Source organism: Pseudomonas putida, from assembly GCF_002906855.1.
Lineage (GTDB): Bacteria > Pseudomonadota > Gammaproteobacteria > Pseudomonadales > Pseudomonadaceae > Aquipseudomonas > Aquipseudomonas putida_N.
On record NZ_MINI01000028.1, the window covers coordinates 24,817 to 43,357 of the forward strand.

At 62.3% G+C, this 18,541-nt stretch carries 14 protein-coding genes and 4 tRNA genes; 9 read left to right on the plus strand and 9 right to left on the minus strand.

The genetic code is table 11. From position 1 onward, the window contains the following. Positions 1 to 879 (minus strand): LysR family transcriptional regulator, encoded by an 879-nt coding sequence (locus BGP85_RS00410; RefSeq protein WP_103448182.1) that lies wholly within the window; start codon positions 877 to 879, stop codon positions 1 to 3. 100 nt (positions 880 to 979) lie between these two features. Here BGP85_RS00410 and BGP85_RS00415 point away from each other — a divergent pair, with 100 nt between their 5' ends. Continuing rightward, entirely contained in the window at positions 980 to 1,408 is a 429-nt protein-coding gene (locus BGP85_RS00415) for a PACE efflux transporter (RefSeq protein ID WP_103448181.1), read from the plus strand. On the opposite strand, the gene BGP85_RS00420 is transcribed toward BGP85_RS00415, so the two are convergent. The 8 genes from BGP85_RS00420 to folD all read right to left on the minus strand — a co-directional run bounded on the left by BGP85_RS00420 (position 1,405) and on the right by folD (position 13,254). Continuing rightward, positions 1,405 to 2,469, minus strand: coding sequence for a hypothetical protein (locus tag BGP85_RS00420; RefSeq protein WP_103448180.1), 1,065 nt, complete (start codon positions 2,467 to 2,469; stop codon positions 1,405 to 1,407). The genes BGP85_RS00415 and BGP85_RS00420 overlap by 4 nt on opposite strands. 90 nt (positions 2,470 to 2,559) lie before the next feature. Beyond that, positions 2,560 to 3,240: a GntR family transcriptional regulator gene (locus tag BGP85_RS00425; RefSeq protein WP_103448179.1), complete on the minus strand. Its 681-nt coding sequence runs from the start codon at positions 3,238 to 3,240 to the stop codon at positions 2,560 to 2,562. Between the two features lie 16 nt (positions 3,241 to 3,256). After that, positions 3,257 to 3,961 carry a FadR/GntR family transcriptional regulator gene (locus BGP85_RS00430; protein ID WP_103448178.1) on the minus strand — a complete coding sequence of 235 codons (705 nt, stop codon included), beginning with the start codon at positions 3,959 to 3,961 and terminating at the stop codon, positions 3,257 to 3,259. 44 nt (positions 3,962 to 4,005) lie between these two features. After that, positions 4,006 to 5,316: a C4-dicarboxylate transporter DctA gene (locus BGP85_RS00435; RefSeq protein ID WP_103448177.1), complete on the minus strand. Its 1,311-nt coding sequence runs from the start codon at positions 5,314 to 5,316 to the stop codon at positions 4,006 to 4,008. A 339-nt stretch (positions 5,317 to 5,655) separates the two neighbouring features. Continuing rightward, the gene (locus tag BGP85_RS00440) at positions 5,656 to 10,446 is read right to left on the minus strand and encodes a dermonecrotic toxin domain-containing protein (RefSeq protein WP_103448176.1); all 4,791 of its coding nucleotides are present in this window, start codon (positions 10,444 to 10,446) and stop codon (positions 5,656 to 5,658) included. Between the two features lie 63 nt (positions 10,447 to 10,509). Then, the gene (locus BGP85_RS00445) at positions 10,510 to 11,001 is read right to left on the minus strand and encodes an Lrp/AsnC family transcriptional regulator (RefSeq protein ID WP_103448175.1); all 492 of its coding nucleotides are present in this window, start codon (positions 10,999 to 11,001) and stop codon (positions 10,510 to 10,512) included. A gap of 75 nt (positions 11,002 to 11,076) precedes the next feature. Beyond that, entirely contained in the window at positions 11,077 to 12,141 is a 1,065-nt protein-coding gene (locus BGP85_RS00450; protein WP_103448174.1) for an ornithine cyclodeaminase, read from the minus strand. Between the two features lie 258 nt (positions 12,142 to 12,399). After that, complete coding sequence (folD, locus tag BGP85_RS00455) at positions 12,400 to 13,254, minus strand: bifunctional methylenetetrahydrofolate dehydrogenase/methenyltetrahydrofolate cyclohydrolase FolD (RefSeq protein WP_103448173.1); 855 nt, start codon at positions 13,252 to 13,254, stop codon at positions 12,400 to 12,402. Between the two features lie 270 nt (positions 13,255 to 13,524). Between folD and BGP85_RS00460 the strand changes: the two genes are divergently transcribed. From BGP85_RS00460 to clpX, 8 genes are all read left to right on the plus strand, one after another. Continuing rightward, positions 13,525 to 13,601, plus strand: a tRNA-Arg gene (locus BGP85_RS00460). 43 nt (positions 13,602 to 13,644) lie between these two features. Next, a tRNA-His gene (locus tag BGP85_RS00465) sits at positions 13,645 to 13,720 on the plus strand. A gap of 56 nt (positions 13,721 to 13,776) precedes the next feature. After that, positions 13,777 to 13,861, plus strand: a tRNA-Leu gene (locus tag BGP85_RS00470). Positions 13,862 to 13,905: 44 nt separating this feature from the next. Next, positions 13,906 to 13,981: transfer RNA gene (locus BGP85_RS00475), tRNA-His, on the plus strand. Positions 13,982 to 14,435: 454 nt separating this feature from the next. Beyond that, positions 14,436 to 14,735: a DUF6388 family protein gene (locus BGP85_RS00480; protein WP_103448172.1), complete on the plus strand. Its 300-nt coding sequence runs from the start codon at positions 14,436 to 14,438 to the stop codon at positions 14,733 to 14,735. 249 nt (positions 14,736 to 14,984) lie between these two features. Further along, complete coding sequence (gene tig, locus BGP85_RS00485; protein WP_103448171.1) at positions 14,985 to 16,298, plus strand: trigger factor; 1,314 nt, start codon at positions 14,985 to 14,987, stop codon at positions 16,296 to 16,298. Between the two features lie 91 nt (positions 16,299 to 16,389). Continuing rightward, positions 16,390 to 17,031, plus strand: coding sequence for an ATP-dependent Clp endopeptidase proteolytic subunit ClpP (gene clpP / locus BGP85_RS00490; RefSeq protein WP_003250240.1), 642 nt, complete (start codon positions 16,390 to 16,392; stop codon positions 17,029 to 17,031). A gap of 108 nt (positions 17,032 to 17,139) precedes the next feature. Next, positions 17,140 to 18,423, plus strand: a complete 1,284-nt coding sequence (clpX, locus tag BGP85_RS00495) for an ATP-dependent Clp protease ATP-binding subunit ClpX (RefSeq protein WP_103448170.1) — start codon at positions 17,140 to 17,142, stop codon at positions 18,421 to 18,423. Positions 18,424 to 18,541: the final 118 nt, after the last annotated feature.

Genomic DNA, 18,541 nt, shown 5'->3' on the forward strand with positions numbered 1-18,541 from the left:
CTAGCCGGCGGCCAGCAGGTCGATCAGCAGGCGTGCGCCCTGGCGCAGGGGCTGCTGCTTGCGCCAGAAGGCATGGATCGGCAGCTGCAGTTCGTTGCGGGTATTGCGAAACTGCAGGCGCACCAGGCGCCCGGCAGCGACCAGCGGCGCCACCCGGGCCAGTGGCAGGTCGCCCCAGCCAAGGCCGGCTTCGACCATCTGCAGGGCCAGGTCGAAGCTGTCGGTGGACCAGTGCGTGGCGCCGATCAGCGGGCGTGGATCGAGCAGTGGCAGGTCGCGGCTGCGGACCAGGATCTGGCGCACATTGACCAGGTCTTCGAGGTAGTGGATCCGGCCCTCGCGCAGGGCCGGGTGGGCCGGCGCCAAGGTGGCCACCAGCGACTCCATGCCGATGTGCTGGAAGCTGCGGCGGGCATCGACCTGCAGGCCGGCAAAGGCCAGGCACAGGTCGGCGCGGCCGCTGTCGAGCAGGTGCAGAGCTTCTTCCTGAGGGGCGCTGAGCAGCTGAATATCGAGCAGTGGGTAGCGTGCGCCGAGGCTGGCAATGGCCGCCAGCAGCGGGCGGTGGTCGATATCCGGCACCACGGCAAGGGTCAGGCTGCTTTCCAGCCCTTGGGAAAGCTCCAGCGCATGCACCTGCAGCAGGCCCAGCTGTTCGGCGATCAGCCGTGCATGGGGTTCCAGTGCCAGGGCCTGGGCGGTGGCGCGGACCTCGCGTGAGCCGCGCTCGAACAAGGTGTAGCCCAGTTCGGCTTCAAGGTTGCCGATGGCCATGCTCACCGCCGAAGGCACGCGCTGCAGGGCGCGGGCAGCGGCGGAAAACGAACCGCGGTCGAGCACGGCGAGAAACAGCTGGATGTTGTCGCTGGAAAAGTTCATGGCAGCCTCCTGTCAGTCAATCTGAAAGCTGCTGACTTTTTCTGTCAAGCGGATTGAATCATCCTTTCGCCTCATCGCATTTCGACACATGAGGTAACCCGTGCAGGGCGTCAAACGCAAACTGGTCTACGTGACCTTCTATGAACTGATCGGCCTGTGCATGTCGACACTGGGGCTGGCCTATCTGTCGGACACCCAGGCGTCACACACTGGGCCGCTGGCGGTGATGATCACCACCATCGCCATGCTCTGGAACTTGATCTACAACAGCCTGTTCGAGTCGTGGGAGAGCCGCCAGGCCAAGCGTGGGCGCAGTGTGGCGCGGCGGGTGGTGCATGCCGTCGGCTTTCAGCTGACCTTGGTGGTGTACCTGATTCCGCTGATTGCCTGGTGGCTGGACATGAGCCTGGTGGAGGCATTTCTGGTGGACCTGGCGTTCATCATTCTGATCCCGTGTTACACCTTCGCCTACAACTGGGCGTTCGACCGGATCTTTGGCTTGCCGACTTCGGCCATGGCTGCGGCCTAAGGCAGGCGAATCAGCAGCGGCTCCTGTGCTGTCGGCACCTGCCGCTGTTCGCTCTGCTGCTCCACCAAGGGTTGTGGCATGGTCGCCAGCAGGCTGTCCTCGACCTGCCCAGACAGGTAGTACACCCCCGCCAGTGCGCCGCTCTGGCGGTTCTCCATCAGCTCCTGCCATTCCTGGTTGAGTGCGACATTCAGGATCACCCGCAACTGCTCGATCATCTGCGGCTGGTCACGGTTATGGGCCATGATGCCGTAGCCTGTCGATACGATCGAAATCATCGCCCCGGCCACCTTGCCCACGGCGCTGGCCACGGCGCTGGCGATGCCGCGTGGGGCCAGCGTGGCGCCAATTTTCTCGCTGGCATCAGTCGCCACCGACGACAAGCCTGCGTCGGTTTTGCCAGGGCCTTTGGCGGCCTGCTTGTGCAAATGGTCGCGCAACGCCAGCCAGGCCGGTTGCTGCTCCAGTGACTTGGCCCGTAGCAACTCATACAGCGAGGCATTGCGGGCGGAGGGTGGCCCCAGGTGGATGGCCGGGATGCGGTTCAGGCGCTGGCTGATTTGCTCTGGGGCGGCATTGTAGCGCTGGATGATGGCGGGCAGTTGCTGGCCGAACAACTGTATGTACAGCTCGCAGGCACGATCGCGGATGCCCTCGGGGTTGATCTGTTCGGCCACCGGTTCGATGACCCGTTGGTGGTACTGCTCCTGCAGGTACAGCGCCAGGCGTTTTTCCGCAGGCTCGCGGCCCTCGCCGCTGTCGAGCTTGTACCAGGCGACCTTCATGGTAAGCCACTGCTGGGTCCAGTAGCCGGTGAACCAGGGGATGAAGTCTTTTTCGGTGCGTTGCTGCACTTGCTCCTTCCACACCCGCATCGAGCGCCGCGCATAGTCGTTGGCGGAGCCCGCGGCGCTGGCCGAAGCCTCGATCAGCTCCTGGTCGATGCGCTGCCAGGCGGCAGGGTCGAGCACCGCCGGTGGAGGTGGGGCAGGCGGGCGTCTGCCGGCGCAGCCGGCGATGGCCAGCAAAAGGCACAGCATGATTAACAGCCGCGGGCTCACTCGGCGGCCTCCCTGCAGATAGAGGCTGGGGGTTATCCGAGTATAGGGGCACGGTTTGGCGGCTGCTGTGCAGCCCATCGCCGCCCCGGTTTAATCGAGGTCGAGCTTGTCTTCGAGGCGGTCGAGGTGATCATGCATCAACGCCAGCGCCGCCCCGGCATCACCGGCTTCCACAGCATCGATGATCGCGGCATGTTCCTCCCAGGCGCAGTGGTCGCAGCAGGGCGACTCATAACGGGCGATGATCAATGAGGTCATCGGCACAAGGCCGTTGAGAAACCGCGCCAGCGGCTCATTGGCTGCGACCTGGGCGAGCTTTAAGTGAAACTCGCCACCCAGGCGGATGGCGGCGCAGCGCTCGCCGCGCTCATGGTGCTGGCGCTCGCGCTCGACCAGTTGGCGCAGCTGGCGAACCTGCGCTGGCCGGGCACGCTGGGCGGCCAGGCTGATCAAGGTGGTTTCGGCCAGGCGCCGGGCGCTGAGCACCTGGCGCGCCTGCTCGGGGTCGGGGGCGGCCAGGTGCGCGGTGTGGCTGGGGCGCTGCACCACGACTTGCTGATCCGACAGGCGCCCGAGCACCCGGCGGATCACCGTGCGGCTGACCCCGAAGGCATTGCCCAGGGCCTGTTCGGGCAACAGGCTGCCAGGCGGCAGGCGCTGCTCGAGAATCGCGTCGAACAGACGAGGGTAGATCTGCTCGGCCGACAGGCGGGTTTCACCGGCGGCGAGCAGGGCAGGCAGGCGGGGGGCGGCTTGGGCGCAGGCGGTCATGGTCGCTCTCCTGGGGTCATTGGCCGGGCTGGTCGTCCGGGATGTTGAGTTGAATGCCCATGCGCTGCCCCTCGGCGAGGATGTGCTGGCGCATCTGGGCACTGGCCTGGGAGCTGTTGCGTTCGCGTATCGCGCGCACCACGGCTTCGTTTTCCTTGAGCCGCGCGGCCAGGTGCTCGGGCGAGTTGTGCAGCATGCTGGCGCTCTGCTTGAGGGCATTGCCGGTCTGTTGCACCACGCTCTGGAAGATCGGGTTGGTGGTCAGTGCGAACAGTGCTTCATGGAAGGCGATGTAGGCCTTGACCCCGGCTTCGCTGTCTTCGGCTTCCAGGGCTTCGCGCATGTCCATCAGGGTCAGGCGCAACTGGCCGATGTCCTGGTTGTTGGCCGATTGCGCGACCAGGCCGACGATGAACGGCTCCAGGGTGTAGCGCAGCTCCAGCACGTCGGCCAGGCTGGCCGCTGCGGCGCTTTCGCCGGCTGGGTCCTGGGCTGCTGCCTCGGCATCCAGCACCAGCACACCCTTGCCCGGCAGCGAGCGCACCAGGCCGAGGGTTTCCAGCACGGTTACCGCTTCACGCAGGCTGGGGCGGCTGATGCCAAGCTGTTCTGCCAGCTCGCGCTGGCCGGGCAACATGTCGCCGGAGCGCCATTGGCCACGGGCCAGGGCCTGGCGCAGTTTTTCCACCACGGAGGTGACGACGGTCGATGAGCTGATCACGGTTTGCTCCTGAAAAGGCCGGCGAAAGTGCCGGCCACGCGGGCTCAGAATTCCTGCTGATGGGCGTTGGGTTGTTTGCGCGGCGCATGGGCGAAGCCGGGTTTGCCTGCGAGCACGTTGTGCGCGCGCTCAAGGTCGATATCCTTTTCCCAGCGGGCGATGGCCACGGTGGCCACGCAGTTGCCGATCAGGTTGGTCAGTGCCCGGCCAATGCCCATGAACCAGTCCACCGCCAGTACCAGTACCAGGCCCACCACCGGAATCGCTGGCACGGCGGTCAAGGTCGCGGCGAGGATCACCAGCGCCGAGCCTGGGATGCCGTGAGCGCCCTTGGAAGTCACCAGCGACACCAGCAGGATGGTCAGCAGGTCGGTCATTGCCAGAGGCGTGCCGGTGGCGTTGGCAATGAACACGATGGCCAGGGTCAGGTAGATGGAGAACCCGTCGAGGTTGAACGAGTAGCCGGTGGGGATCACCAGGCCGACGGTGGAACTGCCGATGCCCAGGTGTTCCAGCTTGCGCATGATCTGCGGTAGCACGGCGTCGGACGACGCGGTGCCGAGGACAATGGTCAGTTCCTCACGCAGGTACTTGATGAACGGCAGCAGTTTCAGGCCTGACACGCGCATCACGGTACCCAGTACGATCAGCACGAAGCCGGCACAGGTCAGGTAGAACAGTGCCACCAGGCCACCCAGGTGCTGCAGCGACTCCAGGCCGTACTTGCTGGTGGTGAAGGCGATGGCGCCGAACACACCGATCGGCGCCAGGCGCACGATCATGCCCATGATGCGGAAGATCACATGACTCAGCTCGTTGATCAGCCGCGAGATGCCCGTGGCCGAGTCGCCCACCAGGTTCAGCGCGCTGCCGAACAGCACCGAGAACAGCAGCACCTGCAGGATGTTGTTGTCGGCGAAGGCACCGACCACCGAGTTCGGGATCAGGTCCATGAAGAACGCCGTGGCCCCATGAATATGCTGGCCACGCTCGGCCAGGCTGCTGGCGTCGGCGCTGGACAGCTGGTCGAGGTGGATATTGGCGCCGCTGCCGATGCCGCTGCTGAAAGCGAACACCAGCCCGATGACCAGGGCGATGGTGGTCAGTACTTCGAAGTAAATGACCGATTTCAGGCCGATGCGCCCGACCTTCTTGAGGTCGCCGGCACCTGAAATGCCGCTGACCACCACGCAGAAGACGATCAGGCCGATGAGCATCTTGATCAGCTTGATGAAACCATCGCCGAGGGGTTTGAGTTGCAGGGAGACTTCGGGGAGGCTGAGGCCGCAGGCGATGCCGAGGGCAAGGCCGAGTACGACTTGCAGGAAGATCGAACGCGAGCACCATTTGAGCATGGGAGTGATCTCTGATCGGTGTCCTTGCTTCGGTGCCGCACGGGGCAAAAGAGCGCAGGACTTCTTTATTGTTGTGGTCTTACCGGTTTGTTCAGCGCCGGATCATAAAACCGTGAAAAATCCGACATTGCAAGGAGTGTTGGCCTTACCGGTCTGACCAGTTACGAGGCATTGGCAGCGATCAGGCTCTAGTTCGGTGCATGGGCCATTACTGCCGACCCAGGCGGTCCGACGAAATCAGCTCAGGACTGGACCAACGCCTGGTCAGCCGATGCAATCAGCTTGCCAGGATCGTAGGGCGGGGTGCCCCGTGCCGGGTAACCGACACGGGAGGCTGGCTTAGGCGTCGGCCGCGAACGCTCGTGGGTTGGTTTCGCTCATGCTCAAGGTCAGTCCGGCTATCAATGCTTCACGGGCTCGTTGGCGACTTTCCAGTAACAGTTCTGAAGCCCGCAGGTAGCGTTCACTGTCGTTGGACAGGTCGACCCGTTGCAGCACACCTGCGCGGCGCCAGGCAATTTGCCCCATGTGCTGCTCCAGGCTGGCGATGTAGCCAGGCGGGACCTCGGGCCCGGTGTAAGCGCCAGCCTCCGCGGCGCGGTCATTGAGCGTGTCGAAGTATTCCGAAGCGCCCTCCCATTGCCGGGCAAAGGCCTTGAACTCATGAGGCCGCAATCGTTCAAGCCAACGCTGCCAGAAGGGTTGATCGCTGGCCCAGCCATTGAGGTGTTGCGCGCTTGCCTCGGCCCACACTGCATGCTCCAGGGCCTGTAAGGTGTTGTCGCTCAGGCGCGCGAGATATTCATACTGCATGGTGACCGGCTGCGTAGGCAGCCGGAGCCGCTGCTGCAGGTGGATCCGTGCGAACAAGGCCATTTCCAGTTCATCCAGAAGGAAGTCCGGCTCGGTCAACAGCGCGTCGCTGAGGTCATCATGGATCGACAAAGCCGGTGCCGCCTCGCGCTCGGCGGCATTGCCGGCCTCGGCCAATGCCCTTCGTCTGGCACGCCGTGCGTTGTACAGCCCGCCGATCTGCTCATCGAGCAGGCGCTGGCGCATCAGGCTCGCGGCGCTTTCGATGGCGACCTGTTCATTGCTGGCCCCCGGTTGTGCATGGACCACCGATTGCCAAACGGTCACCTCGGTCTCGATCTGCTGGAAGAGCAGGATGGCCTGGTCGACGCATTGCTGGCCTGCATCTGTCAGCAGGTCGTTGATCTGCTGCTGCAACTGGGCAATACCTGTACCAGGCCGATCTGTATGCGCACCGTCGACCAATGCCTGCAGCACGTGGCGCATGCGTTGATTCATCGCGGCTGAACTCGTCTGGTAGGCCTGCGTACCGGGCATGCGTTGATACAAGTCAAACAGCGGTTGCCAGTTTGCATCCATCCAGTAACTGGAAACGTGTCCCCGCAGTGCGGGGGGCCAACCGGCTGACCAGTCTTCTTCGTTGGTGCTCTGCTGGGGCGCCAGGCCGGCGTCTTCGAGCCGTTGCAACGCCAGCTCGCTGAGCGGATTGTCGTCGAAGGCATGGTTCAGTTCATCGTCGCCTTCGCGTACGCGGCGGGCGAAGGCCGTATCGCGCAACACAGGCACATCGACCAGTTCGTTCAGGCTCAGATCGATGGCGCGCAGGTTCATGGGCTCCTGATTCATCAATGCGATCAGCCCCGCAGGCCATTCGAAAATCAGCGTACGCTCCAGATCAAGTTGTTCGAGTGCGCTCCAGCCGGTCAGGTCGGGCGCCAGTTCCAGCGGGTTGTAGCGCAGCGAAAGCAGGCGCAGGCGGTTCAAGCCGGCAAGCGCCGTGCGGCTTTCGTCGGTCAGCACGATTTCATTGCGCCCCAGTTCGAGGTGGGTAAGGCTGGGCCAGCGCTGCAGTGCCTGAAAATGCTCCGCGCCGAAGGTCAGGTTATTGAGGTCGGCCTGGAAAAAGCTCAGGGCCGGCAGTTCGGCTAGCCGTTCAAGAGTACTGACGGAGAGGTTCTGCAGACTTTGTGACAGGTTCAGGCGCTGAAGGTCATGCAGGCGAGTCAGCGTGGTGAGATCGGCCTCCCGAGAGAGATCGAGCAGGTTGTGCGAAAGGTCGAGCGATTGTATGTCGGCGAGTTCGCCCAGTGCTGCAGGAATTGTCCGCAGAGCGTTGTTTTCGAGGTCCAGGTTGCGTGCCCGAGGGAAGGCTCTGAGAAAACTATCCAACTGAGTATCGGCACGATCCGCCAGCCCGCTGATGCGCAGTTGGCGAACATGGGGAAGGGCTACGCTCAGCGTTGGCAGCGTCCCTAGGTCTGCCGCATCGATCTCTACAATCACGAAGTTGAGGGCGCCGGTCGGGTCGACGGGGTTCTCCCGTCGCCACGCCTGGCGTATGAGCTGGGCCTGCAGATCACGAGCCGTGCGCTGCTGGCCTCGGGCAGCCTCGACCCAGCCTTGCAGCTCGCTGTCGAGGCGTTGGTAATCGGCGCGCAGCCCTTCGAGCAAGCGGGCGAATGCGCCAGGCCGATCGCCTGCTTCATCCCGCAGCTGCTGGCGCAACCATTCGCGTTCCTCCAGGTTGCCGGTCGGGTACAGCTGGTCGAACAGTTCATCGTCGCTCAGCCAGCCGCGACCGCGGCCACTGAGCCTGTAGCCCGGCTTGCCGGCCAGCCAGCTCGGTGGGTTGTAAAGTGGACGAACCGGCGCCATGCCCAAGTCGCCCGCAGTGGTTTCGCGATCCTGGCATGCCAGTTCGAACAAGGCATCGCGCAGCCCCGTTACATCATGGATGTCCAGCTTCAGAGCGTTGCGTTCGCTATCGGGCAGGGCCCGCAGGATGGATGCCAGCAGCTCATCGCGGTTGCCCAGGACCTGGCCTGAGTCGTCGGCGGGCTCATAGCCCAGGTCGCTGCGCTGCACCTGTTTGCTGGTCGTACCATTGCCCGCCACGTCGATCAGGCGGCCATTGTCACGAAGTTCCAGGCTGATGTCGCCAGTCCATCCAGGTAGCCGAGGCAGGTTGGCGAACACCAGCCGGTCGCGGTCAGCACCGCTTCCCTGCGCTTGCCGGAGCTGAGCTAGCGCGCGGTTGAGGCGCGCGTCACGCAAGTACAACCGCGCCTGTTCGGCCAGGCGCAAGGGCAGCCGGCCACTCTGCTTGAGCGCGGCCAGGTCCTGGCTGGAAGCGGTTGCCAGAATTTCACTGCGTATTCGGGGGCTGAGTGAAGGAAAGTCTCGGGCCAGCACACTGTTATCGGCGAGACCGGCATTTTGGGGCAGCGTAGCGCCAAAGGCTTCGAGGCTGTCCAGGAGCAGGGCCGGCAAAGGGCGATGATCCTGCAGCAGTCGGCGCACAGCGGCGTCGTCATAGCCGCTGCTGCGCAGGGCATGCATCAGCGCGGTATCGTCCAGGCCGGCGCTTGCCGGGCCAAGGCGGCGTGCCAGGCCAGGGCTCTGCCAGGCCAATGGCCGCTCGTGCTCCAGCAACCATGTACCTTCGCCATTGCCCACCAGCCTGGGCTGGTGACGATGGTACTTGCCCGGTGCAAGTCGCCAGCGCCCCTTGCCCGCGGACTCCACGGCGTATGCCTGATCTTCGTGCAGCCACCAGCGCTGCCCTTCCCAGGTGTGCAAGCCGCTGGCGGGCAGTGTCGTTTGCGCTGGCCAGGGGCGGGGCCGGGCGAACGCCGACAGGCCGCCATGCCACAGGCGTTCGCTGTCGCCTTCGCCGACGCGTTGCCAATCATGCAATGGCCCGGTCGGTTCGACGAAATGCCCGGCGGCGCCAATGGCGGCGAACTGCGCAAGGTTCTCGAACACGGCGAACAAATGGCCGATGGCCTGGTCGCTTTCGCCTTCATTGGCTGCATGCACCCCTTCGAGAAACTCGTCCACCACTTGCGCACCGCCCACCACCAGCATCACCTCGGCGAGCCCGGGGACGAAGAAGCTCGCGACATTCAGAATATTCAGGCCAGCCGCCAGCCAGCCTTCGACGGTTGCGCGTAGCGCCGCCGCGTCGCGCTGCTCGGTCGGCACCACGATATGGGCTGCATCCTGGCGTTTGCGTTCAAGCATTGTGCGTGTGCGCTCGGCGAAACAGTCTTTGCGCCAAGGCGTTGCGCTCCATGGCAACCTGGCGTTTTTATCCAGGGTCTCCTGCCACAGATGGCGAGGGTTGGGAAACAGCCGAGAGATCCAGCTGAAATGCTCGCCTTTTTCCAGACTTGGAGTGACTGGCTGCAGCGTGGCATAGGGGAAGCGAGGAAACAGCGTCTCGCGTAGCCGCTTGGCGAATAGAGGCTGTTGGTCATGGCCGACATAACGCAGGTAAAAGCGCCGTTGCTCGTCGTGCCAGAGCATTTGCGTCATGGCTTGGCCCAGCGCTGCGAGCGAAGGGTACTGGCGCAGCGCCTTGGTTGGGTGGCCAGGCAGGTAAAGCAGGCACACTTCCTTGTTGGCCTGCGGCCGCATGCGGATCAGCAACGGACCATTCAGCGGGCAGTCGAGCAGGGTGAGGAAACAGCATTCCAGTGCTTGCAAGCTACCATCGGGGCGCGGGAGCGAAAACGCGCCTGCCAGTGCTGCCTCGCCCAAGGACTGACCGTGGCTGTCGATGTGCCCATGCAACTTCGCCAGGCTGATTTCGGCGGCAAAGGCGGCCTTGTCCTGTCGTATTTGCATTTGCCGCGTGAGGTCGGTGTCGAGCAGATCAGTCAGGTGATCCTGATAGCGGCGTCCGAGGTCCAGATTCCGGACTGCCTTGACGAAGCGTCCGGCATCGATGTCGGTACTAGCCGCTGCGTCCTTGTTCAGATACAGCCTTACCTGGTCGCCCTCGTCGAAGTTCAGCATGGCTGCCTCCAGCCATGACCTGTTGCGTCCTTGGGTGATGTCCCAGAGCCAGCCCTGGCCAACATCAGGCAGCTCCCGCTCGGCAAACCAGTATGCCAGCGCATCTTCCAGTTGCGGGCGGCAAAATGCTTCAGGTGCCTGCACGCCTGCCAGATGCATGCGAAGCTGACGGGTGGCACGATGGCTTTCCCGTACGCGTAATTCCAGTTGCTTGCGTTCTGCAGGCGTACGGGTTGTCAACCATTGCGGTGCGCGTCGTTGTATGAGCGCCAGGTGTGGCGAAGGCTGTGTGGGCATGAGCCGCTCTCCATTGTCGGGCGGCCAGCGTAGGGAGGGACACAGAGCGATTGGGTTATCGGGTTACAGCCCGGTCGACGGCGGTATGCATTTGATCGCGGCTAGCTCCGGGTGTGCCACCAGTTTGTCGATATGCAGCGAATCGTCGTTCATCCAGCTTTCGCTGAGAACCCGATAGTGCTCCATGTCACGGCAGCGTAGGCGCAGGCTGTAATCGAAGTGGCCACTGATCAGTTGGCATTCGTGAACTTCCGGGCACTTCAGCATGGTGGCCTCGAAGGCTTTCTGCGCGACGCGCCCGCTCTGGTTGGACAGGGCCACCAGCACCAGCAAGGACAGGCCAGGGGCGAGTTTCTGCAGGTCGATGATCGCGCCGTAGCCGCGGATCACCCCGCGGCGTTCGAGCTTGCGCACCCGCTCCAGGCAGGGGCGCGGGGTGAGGTGGACCAGGGTCGAGAGCTTCTCGAAGGTGATGCGGCCGTCGTGGCGCAGTACGTCGAGGATGGCTTCGTCGATGCGGTCCAGCGGTGGGGCGTTGGCGTCCTTGGTGTCCATGCGCGGGGCTTCTTTCGAAAGAGGGCATGGACAGGGTAGGCGCAAACCGGAGCCGCTGCGCGACCCCGGGTTGTATCAGGCACAGGCGCTTTCTGCCTTGTGCATCGCGCGCGCCCCCACTACCCGAGGTTGCAGCAGCGCATAGAGGTCCTTCGGGTTGTCCAGCTTCGGCACCAGCGTAATGTCCTGGCCGATCCCCAGCATGCGTGCGCTATCCAGCACGTAGCGCAGCGCCGAGTAGTCTTCCAGGGCAAACCCGACCGAGTCGAACAAGGTCACTTGCTCGGCATGCTCGCGGCCTTGCACAAGCCCCGCGATCACCTGCCAGAACTCGATCACCGGCGAGTTGCCAGGCAATTGCTGGATCTCGCCCTCGACACGGCTCTGTGGCTCGTATTCGACGATCACCCGCGCCTGTTCGACGATGTCGCGGTGCAGCTCGGTCTTGCCCGGGCAGTCGCCGCCCACGGCGTTCAGGTGCATGCCCGGCTCGATCATGTCCGGCGTGAGGATGGTCGCATAGGCCTTGTCGGCGGTGACCGTGGTGACGATGTCGGCACCGCGCACCGCTTCGGCAACCGAACTGGCGACACTCAGCTTTAGCCCGGGGCGGCCGGCCAGATTGGCCACCAGTTTGGCAGAGGCCGTCGGGTCGATGTCGTACAGGCGGATTTCGTCGATGCCCACCAGGGTATTGAAGGCGATGGCCTGGAATTCGCTTTGTGAGCCATTGCCGATCAGCGCCATGCTGCGGCTGTCTTCACGCGCCAGATAGCGTGCCGCCAGTGCCGAGGTGGCGGCCGTGCGGATCGCGGTGGTCAGGGTCATCTCGCTGAGCAGCAGCGGTGTGCCAGTGTCGACATCGGCCAGGGTGCCGAAGGCCATCACCGTGGGCAGGCCGTGACGGGTGTTCTTCGGATGGCCATTGACGTACTTGAAGGCGTACAGGCTGGCGTCGGACACCGGCATCAGTTCGATAACCCCATCGGGCGAGTGGTTGGCCACCCGTGCACACTTCTCGAAGGCCGGCCAGCGCAGGTAGTCCTGACGGATATATTCGGCCATCTCAACCAGGCAGGTGGGCAGGCCTTTACGGTTGACCAGGCGGGCGAGGTCTTGCACATCGATGTAGCGGGTCATGACGGGTCTCCTTGCGGCGACGCTCCAATAAGGGCTGTGGAGATATTGTCAGACGCGCAGCGTTGCGATGCTGGCTGAAGCAGGGGCTGGCGACAGCGGGGCTGGCTGATTTTGGCCAAGCGGCAGCAGAATCGGCTGAGGCAAACCTCTACCCGCCATCAGGCAATCTTTTTCAAGGCGTGGTAGGGCTGTTCTGTTGCCCAACTCCTCAACTGGCCGTACATATGAAAACGGCACCTCGAAAGGTGCCGTTTTTACTCACTTATGCAGCTCTTCGGCTGCATACAGCGTGTTTTCCAGCAGGCAGGCGCGGGTCATCGGCCCGACACCACCCGGAACCGGCGTGATCCAGCCGGCGCGCGGCAGGGCGGTCTCGTAGACCACGTCGCCGACCAGCTTGCCGTCTTCCTGGCGGTTGATGCCGACGTCGATGACGATGGCTCCTTCCTTGATCCACTCACCCTTGACCAGGCCAGGCTTGCCGGCTGCCACGACCACCAGGTCGGCGCGGCCGACGTGGCCGGCCAGGTCCTTGGTGAAGCGGTGGCAGACGGTCACGGTGCAACCGCCCAGCAGCAGCTCCATCGCCATCGGGCGGCCCACGATGTTGGATGCGCCGACGATCACCGCATTCATGCCATAAAGGTCCTGGCCGGTGCTTTCCAGCAGGGTCATGATGCCTTTGGGCGTGCACGGGCGCAGCAGCGGGATACGCTGGGCCAGGCGGCCGATGTTGTACGGGTGGAAGCCGTCGACGTCTTTGTCGGGGCGGATGCGCTCGAGCAGCAGCGACGCATCCAGGTGCACCGGCAGCGGCAGTTGCAGCAGGATGCCATCGACGGCCGGATCGTCGTTGAGGCGGTCGATCAGCTCGGTCAGCGCTTGCTGCGTGGTCTCGCTGGGCAGGTCGAAGGCCTGGGAAATGAAGCCGACCTCTTCGCAGTCCTTGCGCTTGTGCGAGACATAGACTTGGGAGGCGGGGTCGGTGCCGACCAGGATCACCGCCAGGCCCGGAGTGCGCAGGCCTTGCTGGCGACGCTCCTCGACACGTTGAGCGATCTGCTTGCGCAGGTTGGCGGCGATCGCCTTGCCATCGATTAGGTGTGCAGTCATAGACGCGTGATTAACCATCGAGAAAGGAACAATAAAGAGGGCGTATTCTCGCACGACATCGCCCAAGGGCAAAGGCGGGTGGTCGGGCAAATCCCCTAACCCCTTAAATAAATTAAATTTTTTCGAGAAAGGTGTTGACGACCTGGAGGCTCGCCTATAAGATTCGCCGCACTTGTCGGGCACAGCCTAGCACTGGTTGGCGAGGTCGGGCAGAATGAGTGGTTTAGCAGTTATCTGTTAAAGGCTTGTTCGGTTAGGCTTCAAGCTTAAGCGCCCGTAGCTCAGCTGGATAGAGCATCCGCCTTCTAAGCGGATGGTCGCAGGTTCGAGTCCTGCCGGGTGCGCCATTTAGGCAGCTTGGGCAAGCAAGTAAGGCTGTAATGCAATATGGTGGGCGTAGCTCAGTTGGTAGAGCGCTGGATTGTGATTCCAGTTGTCGTGGGTTCGATTCCCATCGTCCACCCCATATTCGACGAAGGCGCCTTTGATTGAATGATCTGGCGCCTTTGTTTTAAGCGTTACGCGGACGTGGTGAAATTGGTAGACACACTGGATTTAGGTTCCAGCGGCGCAAGCTGTAAGAGTTCGAGTCTCTTCGTCCGCACCATGCTTCTGTAAGGTTGTATCGCAACACTGAAACACCGCAATATGGTGGGCGTAGCTCAGTTGGTAGAGCGCTGGATTGTGATTCCAGTTGTCGTGGGTTCGATTCCCATCGTCCACCCCATATTTTTTGAAGGCGCCTTGATCGTGAGATCGGGCGCCTTTGTTGTTTCTGGGGTGTTTCGCCTGAGCCTTGCAGTGTCTGCGAGATTGAGCGCCGCCCGCGCGGCGCATCGCGAGCTTTGCTCGCTCCTACATTTGTTTCTGGCCAGTTATTCCTGAGGGAAATGCGCGCGAACGCTCTGGCGCCAGGCGCGATATCGCGTCGTACGAACAAGGCGGTCGCGCGCGCCTGCCACAGGCGTTACTGGCCCGAAAAAAACGTAGGAGCGAGCAAAGCTCGCGATGCGCCGCGCGGGCGGCGCTCGTTCTCCCGGGCGCTGGAAGGCTCAAGCTGAAATCGTCGCAGCCATAACTCCATCTCGCCCCTTGTAATCCTCTGGTGACACCCCAATAAAAGCTGTTAGATTTCAGCCGGTTGAAACACCGGCCCATTTGGCCGGCAGAGGAACACCCCGATGATTGCAAAAGAAGCCCGCCAGGCCTTGGCGCTGCAGCGCTTTGCCGAAGCCAATCCGCAACTGCTCGAGGAAATCCGCGAGCTGGACACGCGTGAGCAGGCCCAGCAGATCGAGTGGGCATTCGAGGATGCCGCCGATGAGCAGGGTATTCAGCCCTGGGAGCTGGCGCTGCAGCTGATTGCCGAAAGCCCCGAGCAACTGCAGGCCATGCGCCTGGAGACCCATCGCGAAGTGGCTGAGGCGTTGGGTGTGGAGTGGGAGGAGTACTGCCAGTTCAATGAGATCGATCCTGAATAAGCAGGTCGCTTTCAAGCTGACGGTTGTTTGACAAGGTATTTCGGTTGTGTGCCACCCATTGGGAGGTATGCAGCCCTCTATATATAGAGGCTTGGCACTTCACCGTGCGGGCCATGCAAGTTAATCGACCGGCGAGGTTTCCCGTCGTCCCGGGTGGGGTGACTTCTGGTGCGTGACTCACTAGAATGCTTGCCCTTGATTCTGGAGTCGGGCTATCGCCGGCTAACGTCTGTGCAACGAGGAATATCCATGCAAGTTTCTGTTGAAAACACTTCCGCTCTCGAGCGCCGCATGACCATCGCCGTTCCGGCCGAGCGCGTCGAGAACGAAGTCAACAAGCGTCTGCAACAGACTGCCAAGCGCGCCAAGGTCGCGGGCTTCCGCCCAGGCAAGGTGCCGATGAGCGTGATCCGTCAGCGTTTCGAAGCCGATGCCCGTCAAGAGGCGTTCGGTGACCTGGTCCAGGCTTCCTTCTACGAAGCCATCGTCGAGCAGAAGCTGAACCCGGCTGGCGCTCCGGCCGTCGAGCCGAAGTCCTTCGAGAAGGGCAAGGACCTGGAATTCGTTGCCATCTTCGAAGTGTTCCCAGAGTTCACCGTTGCCGGCTTCGAGTCGATCAACGTCGAGCGCCTGAGCGCCGAAGTGGCTGACGCCGACCTGGACAACATGCTGGAAGTCCTGCGCAAGCAGAACACCCGCTTCGAGGCTGTCGAGCGCGCTGCGCAGAACGACGACCAGGTCAACATCGACTTCGTCGGCAAGGTCGACGGTGAGGTGTTCGCCGGTGGTTCCGCCAAGGGCACCCAGCTGGTACTGGGTTCCGGCCGCATGATCCCAGGCTTCGAAGATGGCCTGGTTGGCGCCAAGGCTGGCGAAGAGCGCGTTGTCAACGTGACCTTCCCAGAGGACTACCAGAACCTGGACCTGGCTGGCAAGGCCGCCGAGTTCACCATCACCGTCAACAGCGTATCGGCCCCTGCGCTGCCAGAGCTGAACGAAGAATTCTTCGCCCAGTTCGGCATCAAGGAAACGACCCTGGAAGGCTTCCGCACCGAAGTTCGCAAGAACATGGAGCGTGAGCTGCGTCAGGCGATCAAGACCAAGGTCAAGAACCAGGTCATGGACGGTCTGCTGGCCGCCAACCCGATCGAAGTGCCAAAGGCCCTGCTGGAAAACGAAGTCAACCGTCTGCGCGTCCAGGCTGTTCAGCAGTTCGGTGGCAACATCAAGCCTGAGCAACTGCCGGCCGAGCTGTTCGAAGAGCAAGCCAAGCGCCGTGTGGTGCTGGGCCTGATCGTCGCCGAAGTGGTCAAGCAGTTCGACCTGAAGCCGGACGAAGGCAAGGTTCGCGAAATGATCGAAGAAATGGCTTCGGCTTACCAAGAGCCTGAGCAGGTCATCTCCTGGTACTACAAGAACGACCAGCAGCTGAACGAAGTTCGTTCGGTTGTGCTGGAAGAGCAAGTTGTAGATACTGTTCTGCAGAAAGCGACTGTGACCGACAAATCGGTCTCGTACGAAGATGCCGTTAAGCCAGCACAGGCTCCTGCCGACGCTGAGTAACAGGCTTCTCTCGTAGGAAACCCCCACAAGCCAGCCTTCGAGCTGGCTTGTGCGTTATCAAGCCATGACTATTTGGGAGTGAGCGCAGGACATGTCCCGCAATTCTTATATTCAGCAGAGCTCTGACATCCAGGCCGCAGGCGGCCTGGTCCCGATGGTTATCGAGCAGTCCGCCCGTGGCGAACGTGCCTACGACATCTACTCGCGCCTGTTGAAGGAGCGAGTGATCTTCCTGGTTGGCCCGGTAGAGGATTACATGGCCAACCTGGTAGTGGCGCAGCTGCTGTTCCTTGAGGCGGAAAACCCGGACAAGGATATCCATCTGTACATCAACTCCCCAGGCGGTTCGGTGACTGCAGGCATGTCGATCTACGACACCATGCAATTCATCAAGCCGGACGTCTCGACCATCTGCATCGGCCAGGCCTGCAGCATGGGTGCGTTCCTGTTGGCCGCGGGTGCCAAGGGCAAGCGTCACTGCCTGCCGAACTCGCGCGTGATGATCCACCAGCCACTGGGCGGTTTCCAGGGCCAGGCTACCGATATCGAGATTCACGCCCAGGAAATCCTCAATATCAAGGCGCGCCTGAACGAGCTGCTGGCCTACCACACTGGCCAGGAACTCGAGACCATCAAGCGTGACACCGAACGTGACAATTTCATGAGCGCCTCGCGCGCGGCCGAGTACGGCCTGATCGACTCGGTGTACGACAAGCGGCAACTGGCCTCCTGAACCCAGGTGCCAGAGCAGGTAGGTGCGGAAAGCGCCTACCTGCGGACTTGAAAAAGCCCGCAATTGCCTTCATCTTGTGTTGCAAGCCTACCGGATTGGATCGATCGAATGACTGACACCCGTAACGGCGAGGACAGCGGCAAATTGCTTTATTGCTCCTTCTGCGGCAAAAGCCAGCACGAAGTGCGCAAACTGATTGCCGGGCCCTCGGTATTTATCTGCGACGAGTGCGTCGACCTGTGCAACGACATCATCCGTGAGGAGGTGCAGGAAGCCCAGGCCGAGAGCAGCGCGCACAAATTGCCTTCGCCGAAAGAAATCAGCGGCATCCTGGACCAGTACGTCATCGGTCAGGAGCGCGCGAAGAAGGTGCTGGCGGTGGCGGTGTACAACCACTACAAGCGCCTGAACCAGCGTGACAAGAAGGGCGACGAAGTCGAACTCGGCAAGAGCAACATCCTGCTCATCGGGCCTACCGGCTCGGGCAAGACCCTGCTCGCCGAAACCCTTGCACGGTTGCTGAACGTACCGTTCACCATTGCAGACGCCACCACCCTGACCGAAGCCGGTTATGTGGGTGAGGACGTCGAGAACATCATTCAGAAACTGCTGCAGAAGTGCGACTACGACGTGGAAAAGGCCCAGATGGGCATTGTCTACATCGACGAGATCGACAAGATCTCCCGCAAGTCGGACAACCCGTCCATCACCCGTGACGTTTCGGGCGAGGGCGTGCAACAGGCACTGCTGAAGCTGATTGAAGGCACCGTTGCTTCGGTTCCGCCGCAGGGCGGCCGCAAGCACCCGCAACAGGAATTCCTGCAGGTTGATACCCGCAACATCCTGTTCATCTGCGGTGGCGCCTTCTCCGGCCTGGAAAAGGTCATCCAGAACCGCTCCACCAAGGGTGGCATCGGTTTCGGCGCCGAAGTACGCAGCAAGGAAGAGGGCAAGAAGGTTGGCGAATCGCTGCGTGAAGTCGAACCGGACGATCTGGTCAAGTTTGGCCTGATCCCTGAGTTCGTCGGTCGCTTGCCGGTTTTGGCGACCCTCGACGAGCTGGACGAGCCTGCGCTGATGCAGATCCTCACCGAGCCGAAGAATGCCCTGACCAAGCAGTATGCCAAGCTGTTCGAGATGGAAAGCGTGGACCTCGAGTTCCGCACCGACGCCCTCAAGGCCGTCGCGCGCAAGGCCCTGGAGCGCAAGACTGGCGCCCGTGGCCTGCGTTCGATCCTGGAAGGCGTGCTGCTCGACACCATGTACGAGATTCCTTCGCTGAAGGATGTCAGCAAGGTGGTGATCGACGAGAGCGTCATCGAAGGCACTTCGCAGCCGCTGATGATCTACGAGAACAGCGAGCCGCAAGCCAAGGCCGCGCCCGACGCCTGATTTCAGGTAAATGCCGGGTGATGGCAGCAAGCAAGAAAGGGGCCTACGGGCCCCTTTCTGCTTTTCCTATGCAAGCGCTTGTAATTTCCCAAGCGTGCCCCCACATTAGGTCCAAGCA

What these genes read in the sequence shown, in the direction of transcription:
- BGP85_RS00410 (WP_103448182.1), bottom strand. Translation starts at nt 879, where the DNA reads ATGAACTTTTCCAGCGACAACATCCAGCTGTTTCTCGCCGTGCTCGAC.
- BGP85_RS00425 (WP_103448179.1), bottom strand. Translation starts at nt 3,240, where the DNA reads ATGACCGCCTGCGCCCAAGCCGCCCCCCGCCTGCCTGCCCTGCTCGCC.
- BGP85_RS00435 (WP_103448177.1), bottom strand. Translation starts at nt 5,316, where the DNA reads ATGCTCAAATGGTGCTCGCGTTCGATCTTCCTGCAAGTCGTACTCGGC.
- BGP85_RS00440 (WP_103448176.1), bottom strand. Translation starts at nt 10,446, where the DNA reads ATGCCCACACAGCCTTCGCCACACCTGGCGCTCATACAACGACGCGCA.
- BGP85_RS00445 (WP_103448175.1), bottom strand. Translation starts at nt 11,001, where the DNA reads ATGGACACCAAGGACGCCAACGCCCCACCGCTGGACCGCATCGACGAA.
- BGP85_RS00450 (WP_103448174.1), bottom strand. Translation starts at nt 12,141, where the DNA reads ATGACCCGCTACATCGATGTGCAAGACCTCGCCCGCCTGGTCAACCGT.
- folD (WP_103448173.1), bottom strand. Translation starts at nt 13,254, where the DNA reads ATGACTGCACACCTAATCGATGGCAAGGCGATCGCCGCCAACCTGCGC.
- BGP85_RS00480 (WP_103448172.1), top strand. Translation starts at nt 14,436, where the DNA reads ATGATTGCAAAAGAAGCCCGCCAGGCCTTGGCGCTGCAGCGCTTTGCC.
- tig (WP_103448171.1), top strand. Translation starts at nt 14,985, where the DNA reads ATGCAAGTTTCTGTTGAAAACACTTCCGCTCTCGAGCGCCGCATGACC.
- clpP (WP_003250240.1), top strand. Translation starts at nt 16,390, where the DNA reads ATGTCCCGCAATTCTTATATTCAGCAGAGCTCTGACATCCAGGCCGCA.
- clpX (WP_103448170.1), top strand. Translation starts at nt 17,140, where the DNA reads ATGACTGACACCCGTAACGGCGAGGACAGCGGCAAATTGCTTTATTGC.